Here is a 14,884-nt window from a genome sequence, read left to right on the forward strand (position 1 = left end):
ATTGATGGTCGTGTTGCTCTTTGGCTGCCCGGAGGATTTTGAAAGAAAGCTCAACCAAATGAAAACCAGACATAAAAAACGTAAAAGAGACATCGACCGGTATTACAAAAACGATGGCTAGTTTAACTTAGTAAAGTAGTAATAAAATCCAATATGGCATAAGCATATTTTTGGGTTTCTATTAATAGATTACCACTATCTTCAAACTTTACAATATTCGGATGCTTCAACTTTTTCAAAATTTCAATTTCAAGCACATCACCATTTTGATCAAATTGTGTTCTATGCAATTTTGAGTAAGAAAAGAGTTTTAAAAGTTTTGTCGTCTTCTCTTTGTCTTTTACACGATATGACTCTGCATAACTCCCTTTTTTTAAAAAGAAAGTAACGGTATACTTGTCATCAATGACCTGACCTTTGGTTAATATGTTTTTTATATTATTCATTTAAAAAGCTTCATTTACATTACTTGGCTTAGTACTGAAATTCCCACTTTTTTGAAGTACTAATTCATAAGTGAGGATATCATTAGATAGGATTTGTGGACCATCTTTACCAAATACCTCTTCATCAATAAAGCCTCCCTTTAAGGTGCCACATTTAGTTTGCTTCATTATCTTTTCCGGGTTCCAACCCTTTCCATAATAAAAGAATGGCTGATAAGTTCCGTTGGGTAATTGGAAAGTAAAATTGCCTCCAGCTCTAATATAAGCATGCCTTACAACCACATCATCTTTTTTGATAGTGACTAAAACATCCGAATTATTAGAAGCCCTAACTTTTATCTCTGAGCAACCCCAATCAGAGCATGATTTATTTGAACCAAAACAATAAGCATAAGGAGCTGATCCTGAAGAAAGGGAATTATTGATATACCTATCATAGATTGCTTTTTCTTGTCTTTCCTGTTCACGTTTAGTCTCTTCTGCTATTCGCTCTTGCTCCAACTTGAAAACACGTTCCGTTTCTTCAGCCTTACGCCTTTCTTCAAGTTCTATCCTTTGTTGCTCTTTTCTTGCTAATCGCCTTTGTCTTTCTTCTTCTGATTCGCATGAAGCAAGGACAAAGGATAATAGAATGATTGGGATAAAGAATTTTGCTTTCATATTATTAACTTTTAACCAATTAATACCGAATCATCACCACTAGGTCTATCTACTGGCTCCAAACAGTCAATCACGGCAATTACAATTGGATGCAGTTCATCAACATCAGGACTTTCTCCGATTTTTTGCAATCCTTGATTTAAAAGTGTTCTTGCTTTATTTGGGTCTCTCCATCTGTAAGAACCAAAGTTTAGATTATGTCTTCTTATAAAACCAATCAATTGATAAATGAATGTTAATTGGATAAAAATGCTGTTAATTTCATCTAGTAGAACATTACCAAGTTTTACATCTTTAACCTTGATAACTTCTTCTAATTGATTTTTTATTTGATCTACAACCTGTGTTGTTTTTTCGTTACCAAGTTCCTTATTAGCTTTTACAAGTCTGTAATATTCTTCTTTTAATTCGCCTTCTAATTTTGGCCATTCTGTTGTTTCGTTAAGTTCGTCAATGGTTTTGAGAGTTTTCCGAAGATTAGTCAGAACTTCCTGTTTTCCGTCAACATCATTCTTATTATTTTCAAAAGATTTTTCGATTGTTTCTAACTCGGATTCTGCTTTTTTCAGCTTTGCATCATCAGAATGATTTCCGTCTATTTTCAGTTCTGAAACAGCTCCTTTTGCCTTTCTAATTTCATTTGAAAGCCATTTTGTATCAACGGATTGAACCGTATCGGTTAGAACTTTTATTTCTTCAGTATAATCTAAATATGGGAAATAAGCTTGAATAGTAACTTCTTGTGATTTATCAATTTTAACTGTCAAATCAACATCGCTATTTTCAGGTAATAGAGCGGGTAAGTCTGTCCCGCTAATTAATATGTCATAAACGTGTTCGTTATAAATAGCTCTAGTACCTTCAGAAGCATGTTCACCCTGATAAAGTGGTATCTTGATGAAATCAGATTCCATCCCTGGCCTAATTTGTTTTTGTGTTTTCAGCCCGTTTTTTATCCCAATTAACGGAAGAGATTTGTTTCGTTCCAAGCCTGGAATTAAAGAAAAAACAATCTTTCCTGTTAATTTTTGTTTTATCTCTATTCCAAAATTGTAGGGCAATGTTTGCATAGATCCTATTCCCCCTAAACCTTGAATTACACTAAATGAATTAGGCTCACTTTCTAGCAAGTTACCTTTGTCATCATAAAGGGTAACTGTGAAAACATTGGTTTTCCCTTCATTCAATTGGACATCAATTACTTCACCAATTGCATTGATTTCGATTTTACCACTTGACCAAGCGTTGTCGCCCCTTTTGATTTCAGCAAAAACTTTATCGGGTATTTCTCCTTCAGTTTTATCTTCTAATATTTTAAGCGTTACAAATTCTTCTGTTTCAACGGTTGATGCTTCGTGACCAATTTCAAGCTGGATTTTTGTTTTGTCTCTGGTTTGCTCTTTGATTTCTTCTGACAATTCAACAGTAGAAGCATATAATGCAGCACCTTTTGAAACAACTGTCATAGGGTCAACGCTTGTGTCAGGTTTGCAAATTTGCTTTTCTAGCATTTCCCTTAATGTAGGTGATAAAGTCGGACCACCCACCAAAATGAGTGAATCCAAAGAACTTCCTTTAAGGTTATTCCTTTTTGTAAGAGTTAAACTACAATCAATTGCTTTTTGAAAAATTGGAGCAAGGACATTTCTAAGTTGTTCCTGTGTAACTGTAATGTCAATTTCTATTTCTTCACCTTCATCATCTTCTCCACATTCACCTGGGTCAACATATATATTGTGTGATTGATTGAATGAAAGGTTGTTTTTTATTTCTTCTGCGAAAAACTTTAATCCGCTTCTATACTCTTCTTTCTTGATGTCATCAGAAAGCAAATCATCAATTGAAAATCTTTCTTGGATGTGAGGTATTATAAGTTGGTCAACGATAGCATAATCTAAATTCTTTCCGCCTAAGTAATTGTCTCCTTCTGTGTCAATTACTTTCATTATTCCATCTTCAACTTTGAGTAATGCAGCATCAAAAGTTCCACCACCAAAGTCAAAAACTAACCAAAAACCATCTTTCTTTTTACTGTCAAGACCATAAGCCATTGATGCTGCAACTGGTTCTTGAAGAACTTCAACGTGGTCAAACCCCGCTAGCTTTCCTGCTCTTCTTGTAGCATCTATTTGGTTGTTTTTAAATGCAGCAGGAACAGTAATTACGGCTGCATTAATATTTTCATCTTGAACATATTCTTTTAGCCTTTTTAATACTTCTGCTGAAAGCTCCTCGGAAGAAAATTCTTTATTGACATTTGAAACAGAAAATCTTTTGTCGGTTCCCATTGTTCTTTTAAACTCAACAAAGGAGTTGAGAGATTTATTTCCTGAGAGTGATTTTAGACTTTCAGATCTATAGTTGGCATATGCTGGGTCACCTACTAAAATACTTCCATTGTTTCTAAATGAAACACAAGAAGGAGTTGTCTCTTTTTTTCTGTCTGGAAGCGCTTTAATAATTTCAACATTTCCCTTTTCCATTCTTGAAATTGCCGAGTTGGTTGTTCCCAAGTCAATTCCGTAGTCAATTTTTGTTCTTGCCATTGTGTAAAAATTTAATTTTGAGAAACTTCAACCTGTGCTCTTTGAATCAAGATGCCATTAAAGTTTACTTGCGGTTTTATGATTTTAGAAATTATTTTTTTGCCTGATTCTAAGGTGTCATCTTCTACAAAGTTGATAACATCAATATTCATTCTTTCGTCATATTCATTATTCAGTAAATTCACCATTTCGTAGCCGTTGGCTGCGAAATTTGCCTGAATACGCTCAATTCCCTTTTCCAATGGTTTTAGACCTTTTATATCTGCATCCATTCTTGAAATGTTCTTTTGCATCCTTACGATTTCATCAGCAACTTTTAGCGCAAGTGAATGGTCTGCTTTGTCGTTTGTCGTAATTGGTTGGCTTTTAGATTCTTCTTGTTGAACTTTCAATTGGGTTTCAAGAACATCAATTAGCTTATTGTCAAGCTTTAGACTTTCTTCTTCCAATGATTTTTTGGTATTTCTAATTTGTGTTTCTATGTCAGTTTGACTTGACTTTATCCGCTTACCCAAGAACAAATACATCAATGCACCGAGAAGTAACGTTACTAACGTGGCAATAATCCAATACAATCGGTTTTTCTCAACGTCACCACCCAATTCAGAAATTCTGGTCTCTGCTTGTTGTCCTGTTTCTTGAATTTTAGTACCTAAATCGTCCGCAATTGTATTGATATTGCTTCGGTTTGTTTCGATCAGGCTACTTAAACTGTCAACCGTATTTTCAAGTGTGACGGCTTTACCGTTCAAACCGTTGATAGAATTTCGTTGCTGGTTTATAGTCGTTTGCTGACTGTTGACTTTTGATGTTAAACCGTCAATTTCTTGCTTTTGCTTTTCAATGGTTTTTTGAATAGCTGGAATTTGTTTAATCAACAAACTGTCTGATTGCGTTTGAGCAAAAAGATTTGAAGAGCCTAACAAGGCCACCATTAGTATTATTTTATTCATTTTTTAAATTTTATAAGCTTCTTAACCATCCAATAAAAAATAGAACCCCTAGGATACCGGCAATGCTAAAGACAACTTCCAATCCTTCTTCACCCCAAATTAAACCTACAAGAAGTAATAAGACAGCAATGCCGCCTGCCCATTTAGCCCAAGATGGCAATGACTTAGCTGTAAGTTGGGCACTGGCAAGAGTGTCATTTTTAATCCAATAAGCCAAATACTTTACCCTGTTCGTTTGAGCAAAGCCTAATTTACCAATCAGAAAATCAACTAGATTTTTATATTCAGAAACTTTGCTTGGATTTGAGCAACGTTGTATTATTTCAACGTCATTTACACTTATTCCATCACTTACAACTTCAACAACTTTATCCCAATTCAAACATTCTGCCTTCAATTTATCAACTTTTGAATAGTTGATGGTTTGATTGTAGGACATTGTCATTCGCATGCTAGCTAATTGGGCATCAATTTCGCTTATAGCCTTTTCGTAAGCCAATTTAATAGAACTTAAAATAGCAATAGCCTTGTTTATCTCTCGGTCTTTCATATCTTCAAGGGTTGCAAGACTATCTTTTGCTCGGTCTTTTGCCATTTTCCCCACAGCAATTGAGTCAGCTAATTTGGTAAGCTTCTGAGAAGATTCAAGATAATTGTCACAAGAATTATTTTCCTGACTTTCATTGAAATAATCGATACCACATTGCATTATTTCATTTGCTAATTGGTCTGCAAGTGCCTTGTATTTTAAATCGTTGGTGCCAAGTATAGATTTTAGTAATGTTAAATCGTCTTTGGTATTTGTATATAGTTTTAAACCAAACTCATATGCATTACCTTTATTCTCTTTACGTTTCTTTTTGCAACTGTCTATTTGGCTTTCAATCTTGTGTAGCGGTTCTTCTGTGAATTTTTGAGACAGATATTTTTGTGTAGTTCCATTGCAATTACTAAATAGTTTCAAAGTGTCGGCACTAGAATACTTTCCTTTGATTTGTTTAAGTATGTCATCTACAAACTTTTCAGTTTGCTTTTGATTGTCAATTGTATATGTTTGGTCGGCTACTGTATGGACGAAGTTTTCAAAAGTGGGTGATTCAATCAGTTTGATTTTGGCTTCTATTCCTTCTTGTAGTTCTTGTTTAGATTCTCCAAGTAATTTCAATGTTCCGATATTATTGAAGCAAGAGAAGTTTTTTGAGGTTACTTCTTTACCATAGGTGATTTTATCCCAAATCTCGACTGCCTTTTCTTTGTCTCCATTTATTAGGTAGTTAATTGCAGTTTCATCAAATGTGTTGGCTTTAAGAAACCAAAACAAAGAATGACTTACTTTATCTTGGTTTTGCTCTATTCCTGAAAAAGCTTTTGTGATGGAGCTTTCTGAACGGTCAACATTTTCAAAAAATGGGAAATCGAGTTCAGATTCAACTTGTTTGCCAATACTTGCATACTTGGTGATTTTACTTTTCTGCTTTTGCAGTTCTTTTTCAGAAGAGTTAGCAAGAATGCCCGCAATTCTATATGGGTTGTCTTGAATCAGTTTCATTTACATCTTATTTATAGTATTCAAATGGTTTTGTCGAGCGTTGGCAAAAAATGGCTCTTTTGCAATACTTGGGCTGTGGGTTGCCTTGTGCTGTTTTGCAAATGTGCCATTTGTGCGGTTGGTTAAAATTGTTTTAAAAAAATGTGCGGTGGGCAAAAATAAACATACAGAAGCGTTGGCTTTTGGGTCGGCTGTCTGAATATTCACTTTTTCTGTCCTTATTTTCTTTTTATTTCTGTCGTTCATTTTTACGCAGTTCGTTTTTTAAGCTTGCGGGTACCGGTTCCGTGATATCGAGCAGACGCAGAGATAGCAAGTCTGATCTCATATCACGTGTTATGCACAGATTACTTTCTTAGGTATGTTTCATGGTTTTCTTCAAGAATTTTAATCAGCCTATCAATTGTTTCGCATTCAATTAATTTTACGTTTTCACTAAGATCACCTAAACCGCGAGCTAAGAAAGGTAAAGTGTGCTTATCTTTTGAGCATATTATTATGTTATCTCTATCTCTTAATGCATACCCGAGTTCAATTAGAGCACTTGTTGGTACTTTTTCTGGGTAATAAAATAGGAAGTTTCTACATTTTTCAATTGCATTGAAGTCTTCTCTCGCTGCAATTTCCGGTGGTTGGTATTCATGTTCATCGGAAAAGTAATTAGATGCGTTAAAGTTCGGCTTATAACCAATTTCTTCCAGTTTAGATTCAAGTTTTTTAATATCATTGTTTAAATCTTCTCTCTGTTTCTTTGTTTTATTTCCTGCTATGGCAAAAGATAAAAAAACAGAATAATCAAAATCGTCATTTTTTGCACCTTTAAGCCAGGAGTGTCTTCGGAATACAGATTTTTGATTTTTAAGTGAAAAAAACAATAAAATTGTCGCAATTATAAAGGGGGTCCACATATACCAAGCGTCCAGTAAATGTCCACTTCCTAATGTACTTCCTAGTCCTATAAATCTTGAGTAAATTATTGACGAAAATAACAGTACTATAGCAGCCGAAATATTGTAGAAATTGAATTTAATTATGTTTGTCATTGAAATAATAATGGTAGTTAAAAAAGAAAAAGTTACGACCAATAAAGTTCCATCTAATAAGAATGATCTAAAACCTGGATAAGTAATATCAGGGTTTATTCCCTTGAAAAAAAACTGTATTAGAAAATAGGATAACCAAATTCCAACTGTATTTCCCAATAAAATTGCAATAGTTTGGATAATTGCCTGAACATTTCTTCCTTGATTAGCTGTCATTTTTATTGATTATTTGTGCATAACTTTCCTATTGCTCTGGATTTTCCATACCCTGCTAACGTCTAGCTTGTCGGATTGATCCGGTATGGTTTGCTTTAAAAATTCCTTTCCTCAACAGGTGAGTGAATTGATCGAAACACCTATAGTAAGATTTCGTCTATCCCATCCGAAAGCATCAGATCTCTAATGCCGGGTTTGCTCAGTTCTAAAGATAAGGCTTTACCCTAAATATAAAAATACCCTGATCGGGGTAATTTTAAGTACCTATTTTAACTTATAGCATGATTAAATAATATAATATAAAGATTAAGCCAATATAAACGAATTTTCTTGGTACCGTGCCTACCTGCTTTTTGTGGCATTTTCCCAACCTACCCGAAAATTTGCTATTTTTATAACCAACCCAACCGTAGCCGTCATGCAGCATTTCCTAAAACGCCTCTCCCTCCTTTTCTTCACCCTCTTTGCCGCGCTCTCCCAGGCACAGCAGGTACCCGGACCCCGATTGATAGTCCGGGGCGACGACATGGGCTCCTCCGCTCGGCCAACCTGGCCAGCATAGAAGCCTTCGAAAAAGGAATCGAAACATCCATCGAACTGATGGTGATAACGCCCTGGTTTCCCGAAGCCGCCCAGCTGCTCCGCAATGATATTCAGCTTGGAGAGGCAGGAATTTGGAAACGTTCTCTTCCAGCCTACTCCTAACGCCTTAAAGATACTAATCTTTCCATTTACTCGGAACCGCCCGCCTACAGAAGGCAAGCTGGATCCAAGGTGATGTTAGCGTGCGTTATCCCTTTCGAGTGCTTACAGGAATGTAAACCCAATTCTTTTATTCAATCCTTGTTCAAAAATCCGGATCAATGTCGATAACTGGATATTCCCTTTTCCATTTTCTAGTTTTGAGATATAACTCTTCTTTGTTCCTGCCTTTTCAGCCAATTGTTCCTGGGTCAAATTTGCTTCCTTCCTAGCTTCTTTTAGCATTGCACTGATGATGAACATCTGGGCATTCTCTTCATACTTATTCCTGCTTTCACTTCCAATCTTGCCGTGTTCCAGTTCAATCAATTCATCGAATGTCTTGACTTTGCTATAATCTTTCATATCCTTATTTCTTTGTTTGAAAATATTCCTTCATTAATCTTTCCGCTTTCTCTATTTCTTTCTTCGGGGTGTTCTGAGTCTTCTTTTGAAATCCATTGAAAAGAACTACCTACTTTCCTTCATCAAAGCAGCAGATCCCGATAGCTATCGGGACTGAAAAGGTTTGATTGGTATTCCACTCTCACTTCAAATAACCCTTCAGTTCCTTCAAGATGCTTGAGAAACTTCTCGGGCACCCTTTCCACTTACTTGATCAGTTCAAAAACATACTGAATCTTACTCTTGACCTTTTCATTCTGGTTTTGGTAAAACGCTATGAAGTGGTTTTCATAAAAAATTATCTTTCTTACCATATCCACAAAGTTATCTCAAAGGATAACATTTTCCAAAAGTGGGACGTTCTTTTAACCCACTCCAACTTTCTTATTGCTCTGTATCTTCCAGACCCAGCTAACGTCTAGCTTGTCGGATTGATCCGGTATGGTTGGCTTTAAAAATTCCTTTCCTCAACAGGTGAGTGAATTGATCGATACACCTATAGTAAGATTTCGTCTATCCCATCCGAAAGCTTCAGATCTCTAATGCCGGGTTTGCTCAGTTCTAAAGATAAGGCTTTACACCAAATAAAAAAATACCCCATTCAGGGTGTTTTTAATCAACTATTTTACCTTATATTACGATTAAATACTATTTTATAAAGATTAAGCCATTAGGAACGAATTTTCTTCGTACCGCGCTTACCTGCTTTTTGCGCCATGTGCTCAACCTACCCGAAAATTTGCTATTTTTAAGCAACCCAACCGTAGCCACCATGCAGCATTTCCTAAAACGCCTCTCTCTCCTTTTCTTCACCCTCTTTGCCACGCTTTCCTACGCGCAGGAACTTCCCGGCCCCCGATTGATCGTCAGAGGCGACGACATGGGCTCCTCCCGCTCGGCAAACCTGGCCAGCATAGAAACCTTTGAAAAGGGGATCGAAACTTCCATCGAACTGATGGTGGTCACGCCCTGGTTTCCGGAGGCGGTGCAGTTGCTCCGCAAACATACCGGCGTGGACGTGGGCCTACACCTTGTGCTGACCAGCGAGTGGGACGGCATCAAATGGCGGCCGCTGACTCCCTGCCCCAGCCTCACGGATGCAGATGGCTATTTCCTGCCCATGATCTGGCCCCACCAAAACTACCCCGGACTGGCCATCACCGAAAGGGCCTGGAAACTGGAAGAAATCGAACGGGAGTTCCGGGCACAGATCGAGCTGACCCTAAAGCAGGTACCCCCGGTCAGCCACCTTTCCGGACACATGGGCTCCACGGGCTTTGATCCCGAGGTGGCAAAAATGGTCTCCCGGCTATCAGAAGAATACGACCTGCCCGTGATGAGTCGGGAGGTTATGCAGGGATTGGGGATCTCCGGAGTCAGCTACGAAGGACCCAAAGGCAGCTCCTCCGAAAAGGAAGCGTCCTTTATCCGCATGCTGGAAAAACTGGAATCGGGCAGATCCTATCAATTTGTAGACCACCCCTCCTATGACAACCTGGAGATGCAGGGCGTCGGCCATATCGGCTACGAAGACGTGGCCGCAGACCGACAGGGGGTCACCGATACCTGGACCAGCGAAAAGGTAAAAGAGGCGGTGGCAAACAACGGGGTTGAACTGATCAACTTCATCACGGCCATCAAAGCACTGCCCCGGTCTGATCCGGAGGCGGAAAAGGTTCGTCCCGAGTCCATTTCGAACTACCTCCAAGCGGTACAGGCAGCCAATCAAGACCTGCACAGCCTGATGATCCTCCGGAATGGCCAGGTGGTCTTTGAACGATGGTTTGGGGACCATGCCGCAAACAAGCCCCATGCCCTCTTTTCGGTCAGCAAGACCTTTACCGCCACGGCGATTGGCTTTGCCGTTCAGGAGGGGCTTTTGAATGTAGGCGATAAGGTCATCTCCTTCTTTCCGGATAAGTTGCCGGCGGAGATCAGTCCCCACCTGCAGGCCATGGAGATACGGCACTTGCTGACCATGACCGCCGGGCATGACGTGGATCCTACCCGGACGATCCGGGAAAATCAGGATGCCGATTGGGTAGAGGCCTTTTTGGCCTTTCCGGTGGTGCATCCGCCAGGCACCCAATACGTCTACAATAGCCTGGCCACTTTTATGCTTTCCGCCATATTACATCAGGTCACCGGAGAGCGTTTGTTGGATTATTTACAGCCCAGACTGTTGCGGCCCTTGGGTATCGTAGGCACCACCTGGGACCAAAACCCACAGGGATTGGATGTGGGTGGATGGGGTCTACAGGTAAAAACCGAGGACATGGCCAAGCTGGGCCTTTTTTACCTACAAAAAGGGGAATGGAACGGGAAGCAACTGCTGCCCTCCGCTTGGATTGAAGAAGCCAGTTCGGCCCAAGTACCCTCCCTTCCCGCAGGTCAGAAAAAAGAGAACCTGAAAGTGGAAGCCAAGGATTCCGACTGGCTGCAGGGCTACGGCTACCAGCTTTGGCAAAGCCGGTACAACTCCTACCGGGCCGATGGGGCCAACGGACAGTTTGTGTTGATACTGCCCGAAAAGAACGCCGTGATCGTCACTACGGCCCACATCCAAAACATGCAGGCCGAGCTTAACCTGATCTGGGAGCATTTGCTGCCGGCGTTTGAGTAATCGTAGCGCTTCCATTACGTAAGAAGCTACTTGCTAACATGAAGGAAAATGCTTTCTATCCTCCAAAACCTGGAAGGTTTAACTACACATTATCAAGGATTCTCCAAAGACAGCATCCAACGCACGCCAAACTTATCTATAACCATGGCGAACAGCGCTCCCCAGAACTGGGGCTCGAGTTTTTGTACCACGGTTCCCCCTTCGGAAAGTTTTTCGTATAGATGATCTATTTCTTCTTTGGAATCGCAATCCAGGCTTAATTGAACCGAATTGCCTTGCACCAAATCACCTTGGCCACACATATCGGAGGCCATAAATTTGAAGTTACCGTTGCTTAGGCTGGCGTGGAGAATTTGGTTGTGGAGGTCTTCCGGAAAATGTTCCTTGGCTGGAGATGCTCCGATGGGCATGATTTCAAGGTCTCCGCCAAATAATTCCTGGTAAAACTGCATGGCTTCCTTGCAGTTGTCCTGGAAATGTAGGTAGGGTTGTGCTGGGTTTTTCATGGTTAAATGGATATTAATTGATATTCGATCCGCCTCGGCGGACAAGATATTTATGGATAGTATGAAATTAACATTATTGCTAGGTATTGCTTTCCAACTGCGTCCCGATGGACCACATATTTCCCGCATAATCCTTAAAGGTGGCCCTTCTGTCAGGATCGTCTCCCCTTTCTTTGGGTGTTTCTACTGCTTCGCAGCCTGCTGCTAAAACCTTTTCCCAGGTTTTATCCACATCAGGCACATACACATGCATCACAATAGGAACCGCAGGGAACCTGTCGGAGGCATTGCCCAACATGATGACCGAATCGTCAATCTGCAGTTCGGCATGCATCATGCTGCCATCCGGCATCCGATACTCCCGGAGCATTTTGGCATCAAAAATCTGTTGCATCAATGCCACAAATCTGTCTGCGTCCTCTAGGATGAAGTAGGGGGAAGCAGAATTGTACCCTGAGGGTTTATAGGTTGAAACATCCATTTTTTTGAATTTTGGATTCGAGATATTTATGGATATTGGACACTTATTGATATTTATTGCTCATTGACATATTTTGAAATCCTGACAATTCCTGATATTGTTGGAAAGGAGGATTATTGGGTTTCCGCATACTTTTTGAAATTGTTCAAGATAGCCTGCCAGCCATTTTGCTGTAATTTTCGATTTTGGCGTTTACATGCGTAGATATAACTATTTTCTCCGCTTTCATATCAGGTTGGTAGTTGGTTAGGATCACTGTACATTATTTCCCATTGGTGCCCATCAGGGTCGGCAATGCTGTCATAATACATCCAGCCGTGATCCTGCGCTTCCCTATAGCGGGTGGCTCCGTTTTCCAGGGCCGTTCGGACCATATCATCCACCTGTTGGCGACTTTCCACTGCTATGGCCAACAAAACCTGCGTGGTACTGTGATCTGCCACGGCTCTATTGGTGAAGGTGGCGAAGAACTCTCTTTTAAGGAGCATGGCACAGATGCTACCTTCGTTCAGCATCAGGCAAAGGGCCTTTTCGTCACAAAATGCTTCATTGAACGAAAATCCAAGCTTAGTCCAAAAGTCTCTGGATCGCTGTAGGTCTTCTACAGGAAGGTTTACATAAATGGATTGTATCATTATGGGTTGGGTTTAGTTGATCATTTGGTCTCAGTCATTAGGTCTAAGGAGTAAGTGAATTGTGTAAGCCGATGGTTGATTAGACTTTTGGGATGGCATTTCCTTCCTCATCGGGGATAGTTCATTAAACTGAGGGATTTAATTAAACCTCTAAGTATTTTGGCTACCTCTTCCGATTTTCTCACCAAAGTCTGGGTTTGGTCATCCGTGATATATCCTAACCTTTGGGCAAGATAAACCATGGACTTCACTTCACTACACGAAGCAATTGCTATGTACAGGAATCGGCAAAAATCCGAATCTGAACTTCGATCAAAACCTTCCGCAATGTTATTGGATACAGAAACCGCAGCGCGACAAATCTGATCCCGAAACCCGAAATCCTTCGAATGCTGGAAAATACCATAAATATCCACGGCCAAATCTTGCGCCCTCTGCCAACCAATTATGTCCTCAAATCGTTGAATTCCCATACTTCTCAGCTTTTATATGCACCTCATTACACAATACACCTCGTGAAAACTGCATCCATTATCGCCCCTTTTTCTTCCTCTTTGTGACTTATTCCTTATACCTAATCCCTTATTCCTATTTCCTTATTCCTTACACCTCAACCTCACCAACTCCCCTTTCCTCTTGACAATATTCTTATAATCCCATTGGATGGCTTTGGACTTCTCCAACCATCGAACCAAATCCTCTTGGTCGATTTCAGATACCTGTTGATAGAAGATGGAGGCATCCTTGAATTTCTTACCAACCACGTTCAGCCCCTGTTCCCCAAAATCTGCCCCGCTCCAAAACATCAGTCGTACTCCATGTTTTTGGATGCTGTACCCTACAGTAGGGTTTCCGTCCAGAAACCAAACCGGATGCCGGTGCCAGATTTTGCTTTCGGCTAAGGGCAATTCCTTATCGATAATTTCTGATAGGGTTTTGCAAACCTCACGATATATAGCTGACTGAGAATCGTTATAAGCTTGGACTTCTTGGTTCATACTTTATGGGATTTTGGATTTCTGATTGCAATTCTCTTTCAGAATCCAGCTCAACTTGATTCTCTAATCCATCCCACCTTCTCCTTCCAGAAATCGATCTCCCTTCTTCTTGCTTTTAAGTTGGTTGGTGGAGTTTGATTATCAATTCTAGCCTGATTTCGACTTACTGCTGTCTGCTCTTCCAGCGAATTTAGACCGATATACCATCGTCTTTCATTCACCTTTTCCAAATCATCAAAGGGACTTGGGCTTAAAAGCCCATCGTCATCCCAATCGAATTGGGTTCCGTATTGCTGTGGTTTTCCTTCAAATACCGCTATACGGTCAGTTAAATACGCCTTTTGCCTCAATTCATGCAGTGTTTGTTTCACTTCCATTTGCATCAGAACCAAGCATTTTTCAGTGAAATTATATTTTCAGCAGCGCAATGTATATCCATGTTGAAATTGAAATGCTATTGGAGCTCCTCTCCTGGTGGAGTCTAGCTAAATTTTCCGTTAGATCCTTCAGATAGGGTCTTGAGTATTTTGAGCGCATCATTCCAGGTACTTTCAAACATCTCCTTGTGCTCTTCGGTGGTATCCAATTCCACCAAAACCTCTGTTGAGCCATCCGATGCTTTGAGGGTGTAATTTTCAAACGCGCCAGCCCACGCCTTAACGGCTTCGCTGCTAGTATCTTCTATACCGTTTTCTATAAAACCCAAATGTTCTATAGATATAAATTCATGTAACCTGTTGGCCTTGATCCTACTCACCATCCCGGAGTTGTTCCCTTTGCCATCAGGGGCCAAAAACAGGATTTTACTCCCTTGGCTCCAATCTCCAACAAAGTAAGACCCCGGCATAAATACTTCCGTCCATTTTCGGTAGGTTTCATCACCCAACATGGTATCCCAAACTTTTTCCCTAGGGGCATTGATCATGATTGAAAACGTTAGCCTTTCCATTTATTTCTAATTTTAGTGATCCAAAAAAACCTTTGGTCTTTCCTATAACTAACCGCAAATGACTTTCCAATAGAACCCTTAATCCAAATATACTACAAAGTTAGCCAATAAGAAAAAAGTTACATGTGGCAAA

General features: G+C 40.0%; 17 protein-coding genes and 2 pseudogenes. 3 read left to right on the forward strand and 16 right to left on the reverse strand.

The features are described from left to right. Positions 1 to 122: 122 nt before the first annotated feature. The 7 genes from JJU34_RS10860 to JJU34_RS10890 form a co-directional block, all read right to left on the reverse strand. Entirely contained in the window at positions 123 to 446 is a 324-nt protein-coding gene (locus tag JJU34_RS10860) for a hypothetical protein (RefSeq protein WP_228692384.1), read from the reverse strand. Then, on the reverse strand, positions 447 to 1,106 hold the full coding sequence (locus tag JJU34_RS10865; RefSeq protein WP_228692385.1) for a hypothetical protein: 660 nt from the start codon (positions 1,104 to 1,106) through the stop codon (positions 447 to 449). It lies immediately after the preceding gene. Between the two features lie 11 nt (positions 1,107 to 1,117). After that, positions 1,118 to 3,652, reverse strand: a complete 2,535-nt coding sequence (locus JJU34_RS10870; RefSeq protein ID WP_228692386.1) for an Hsp70 family protein — start codon at positions 3,650 to 3,652, stop codon at positions 1,118 to 1,120. A gap of 11 nt (positions 3,653 to 3,663) precedes the next feature. Continuing rightward, complete coding sequence (locus JJU34_RS10875) at positions 3,664 to 4,605, reverse strand: hypothetical protein (protein ID WP_228692387.1); 942 nt, start codon at positions 4,603 to 4,605, stop codon at positions 3,664 to 3,666. Between the two features lie 10 nt (positions 4,606 to 4,615). Then, positions 4,616 to 6,154 (reverse strand): hypothetical protein, encoded by a 1,539-nt coding sequence (locus JJU34_RS10880; RefSeq protein WP_228692388.1) that lies wholly within the window; start codon positions 6,152 to 6,154, stop codon positions 4,616 to 4,618. After that, positions 6,155 to 6,400, reverse strand: coding sequence for a hypothetical protein (locus JJU34_RS10885; protein ID WP_228692389.1), 246 nt, complete (start codon positions 6,398 to 6,400; stop codon positions 6,155 to 6,157). Between the two features lie 101 nt (positions 6,401 to 6,501). Beyond that, positions 6,502 to 7,413 carry a hypothetical protein gene (locus JJU34_RS10890; RefSeq protein ID WP_228692390.1) on the reverse strand — a complete coding sequence of 304 codons (912 nt, stop codon included), beginning with the start codon at positions 7,411 to 7,413 and terminating at the stop codon, positions 6,502 to 6,504. Positions 7,414 to 7,831: 418 nt separating this feature from the next. On the opposite strand from JJU34_RS10890, the gene JJU34_RS10895 reads away from it, so the two are divergent. Both JJU34_RS10895 and JJU34_RS21815 read left to right on the forward strand, forming a co-directional pair. Next, positions 7,832 to 7,975: a hypothetical protein gene (locus tag JJU34_RS10895; RefSeq protein WP_228692391.1), complete on the forward strand. Its 144-nt coding sequence runs from the start codon at positions 7,832 to 7,834 to the stop codon at positions 7,973 to 7,975. A 17-nt stretch (positions 7,976 to 7,992) separates the two neighbouring features. After that, a complete protein-coding gene (locus JJU34_RS21815) occupies positions 7,993 to 8,118 on the forward strand; it encodes a hypothetical protein (protein ID WP_366512699.1) in 126 nt (41 codons plus the stop codon). Positions 8,119 to 8,220: 102 nt separating this feature from the next. Here JJU34_RS21815 and JJU34_RS10900 read toward each other — a convergent pair whose 3' ends face one another. Together JJU34_RS10900 and JJU34_RS10905 are read right to left on the reverse strand one after the other, a co-directional pair. Continuing rightward, positions 8,221 to 8,520, reverse strand: a complete 300-nt coding sequence (locus JJU34_RS10900) for a helix-turn-helix transcriptional regulator (RefSeq protein WP_228692392.1) — start codon at positions 8,518 to 8,520, stop codon at positions 8,221 to 8,223. Between the two features lie 4 nt (positions 8,521 to 8,524). Then, positions 8,525 to 8,873 (reverse strand): annotated as a pseudogene (locus JJU34_RS10905) (type II toxin-antitoxin system RelE/ParE family toxin). Between the two features lie 458 nt (positions 8,874 to 9,331). On the opposite strand from JJU34_RS10905, the gene JJU34_RS10910 reads away from it, so the two are divergent. Beyond that, positions 9,332 to 11,182 carry a ChbG/HpnK family deacetylase gene (locus JJU34_RS10910; RefSeq protein WP_228692393.1) on the forward strand — a complete coding sequence of 617 codons (1,851 nt, stop codon included), beginning with the start codon at positions 9,332 to 9,334 and terminating at the stop codon, positions 11,180 to 11,182. A 92-nt stretch (positions 11,183 to 11,274) separates the two neighbouring features. On the opposite strand, the gene JJU34_RS10915 is transcribed toward JJU34_RS10910, so the two are convergent. The 7 genes and pseudogenes from JJU34_RS10915 to JJU34_RS10940 all read right to left on the reverse strand — a co-directional run bounded on the left by JJU34_RS10915 (position 11,275) and on the right by JJU34_RS10940 (position 14,751). Continuing rightward, positions 11,275 to 11,688 carry a VOC family protein gene (locus JJU34_RS10915; RefSeq protein WP_228692394.1) on the reverse strand — a complete coding sequence of 138 codons (414 nt, stop codon included), beginning with the start codon at positions 11,686 to 11,688 and terminating at the stop codon, positions 11,275 to 11,277. 79 nt (positions 11,689 to 11,767) lie between these two features. Continuing rightward, entirely contained in the window at positions 11,768 to 12,169 is a 402-nt protein-coding gene (locus JJU34_RS10920) for a VOC family protein (protein WP_228692395.1), read from the reverse strand. A gap of 230 nt (positions 12,170 to 12,399) precedes the next feature. Then, a complete protein-coding gene (locus JJU34_RS10925) occupies positions 12,400 to 12,804 on the reverse strand; it encodes a VOC family protein (RefSeq protein ID WP_228692396.1) in 405 nt (134 codons plus the stop codon). A 107-nt stretch (positions 12,805 to 12,911) separates the two neighbouring features. Continuing rightward, on the reverse strand, positions 12,912 to 13,277 hold the full coding sequence (locus JJU34_RS21820; protein ID WP_366512696.1) for a four helix bundle protein: 366 nt from the start codon (positions 13,275 to 13,277) through the stop codon (positions 12,912 to 12,914). 123 nt (positions 13,278 to 13,400) lie between these two features. Further along, on the reverse strand, positions 13,401 to 13,802 hold the full coding sequence (locus JJU34_RS10930; RefSeq protein ID WP_228692397.1) for a DUF1801 domain-containing protein: 402 nt from the start codon (positions 13,800 to 13,802) through the stop codon (positions 13,401 to 13,403). Between the two features lie 50 nt (positions 13,803 to 13,852). Continuing rightward, positions 13,853 to 14,203, reverse strand: a pseudogene (locus JJU34_RS10935) (DUF6624 domain-containing protein); the annotation flags it as partial. 80 nt (positions 14,204 to 14,283) lie between these two features. Continuing rightward, positions 14,284 to 14,751, reverse strand: coding sequence for an SRPBCC domain-containing protein (locus JJU34_RS10940; protein ID WP_228692399.1), 468 nt, complete (start codon positions 14,749 to 14,751; stop codon positions 14,284 to 14,286). Positions 14,752 to 14,884: the final 133 nt, after the last annotated feature.

It is taken from the genome of Lunatimonas sp., assembly GCF_020832325.1.
Lineage (GTDB): Bacteria > Bacteroidota > Bacteroidia > Cytophagales > Cyclobacteriaceae > Lunatimonas.

Coding starts and splice junctions, on each gene's coding strand:
- JJU34_RS10920 (WP_228692395.1), bottom strand. CDS start 12,169: ATGGATGTTTCAACCTATAAACCCTCAGGGTACAATTCTGCTTCCCCC.
- JJU34_RS10915 (WP_228692394.1), bottom strand. CDS start 11,688: ATGAAAAACCCAGCACAACCCTACCTACATTTCCAGGACAACTGCAAG.
- JJU34_RS10925 (WP_228692396.1), bottom strand. CDS start 12,804: ATGATACAATCCATTTATGTAAACCTTCCTGTAGAAGACCTACAGCGA.
- JJU34_RS10875 (WP_228692387.1), bottom strand. CDS start 4,605: ATGAATAAAATAATACTAATGGTGGCCTTGTTAGGCTCTTCAAATCTT.
- JJU34_RS10860 (WP_228692384.1), bottom strand. CDS start 446: ATGAATAATATAAAAAACATATTAACCAAAGGTCAGGTCATTGATGAC.
- JJU34_RS21820 (WP_366512696.1), bottom strand. CDS start 13,277: ATGGGAATTCAACGATTTGAGGACATAATTGGTTGGCAGAGGGCGCAA.
- JJU34_RS10885 (WP_228692389.1), bottom strand. CDS start 6,400: ATGAACGACAGAAATAAAAAGAAAATAAGGACAGAAAAAGTGAATATT.
- JJU34_RS10900 (WP_228692392.1), bottom strand. CDS start 8,520: ATGAAAGATTATAGCAAAGTCAAGACATTCGATGAATTGATTGAACTG.
- JJU34_RS10930 (WP_228692397.1), bottom strand. CDS start 13,802: ATGAACCAAGAAGTCCAAGCTTATAACGATTCTCAGTCAGCTATATAT.
- JJU34_RS10870 (WP_228692386.1), bottom strand. CDS start 3,652: ATGGCAAGAACAAAAATTGACTACGGAATTGACTTGGGAACAACCAAC.
- JJU34_RS10940 (WP_228692399.1), bottom strand. CDS start 14,751: ATGGAAAGGCTAACGTTTTCAATCATGATCAATGCCCCTAGGGAAAAA.
- JJU34_RS10910 (WP_228692393.1), top strand. CDS start 9,332: ATGCAGCATTTCCTAAAACGCCTCTCTCTCCTTTTCTTCACCCTCTTT.
- JJU34_RS10890 (WP_228692390.1), bottom strand. CDS start 7,413: ATGACAGCTAATCAAGGAAGAAATGTTCAGGCAATTATCCAAACTATT.
- JJU34_RS10880 (WP_228692388.1), bottom strand. CDS start 6,154: ATGAAACTGATTCAAGACAACCCATATAGAATTGCGGGCATTCTTGCT.
- JJU34_RS10865 (WP_228692385.1), bottom strand. CDS start 1,106: ATGAAAGCAAAATTCTTTATCCCAATCATTCTATTATCCTTTGTCCTT.
- JJU34_RS10895 (WP_228692391.1), top strand. CDS start 7,832: ATGCAGCATTTCCTAAAACGCCTCTCCCTCCTTTTCTTCACCCTCTTT.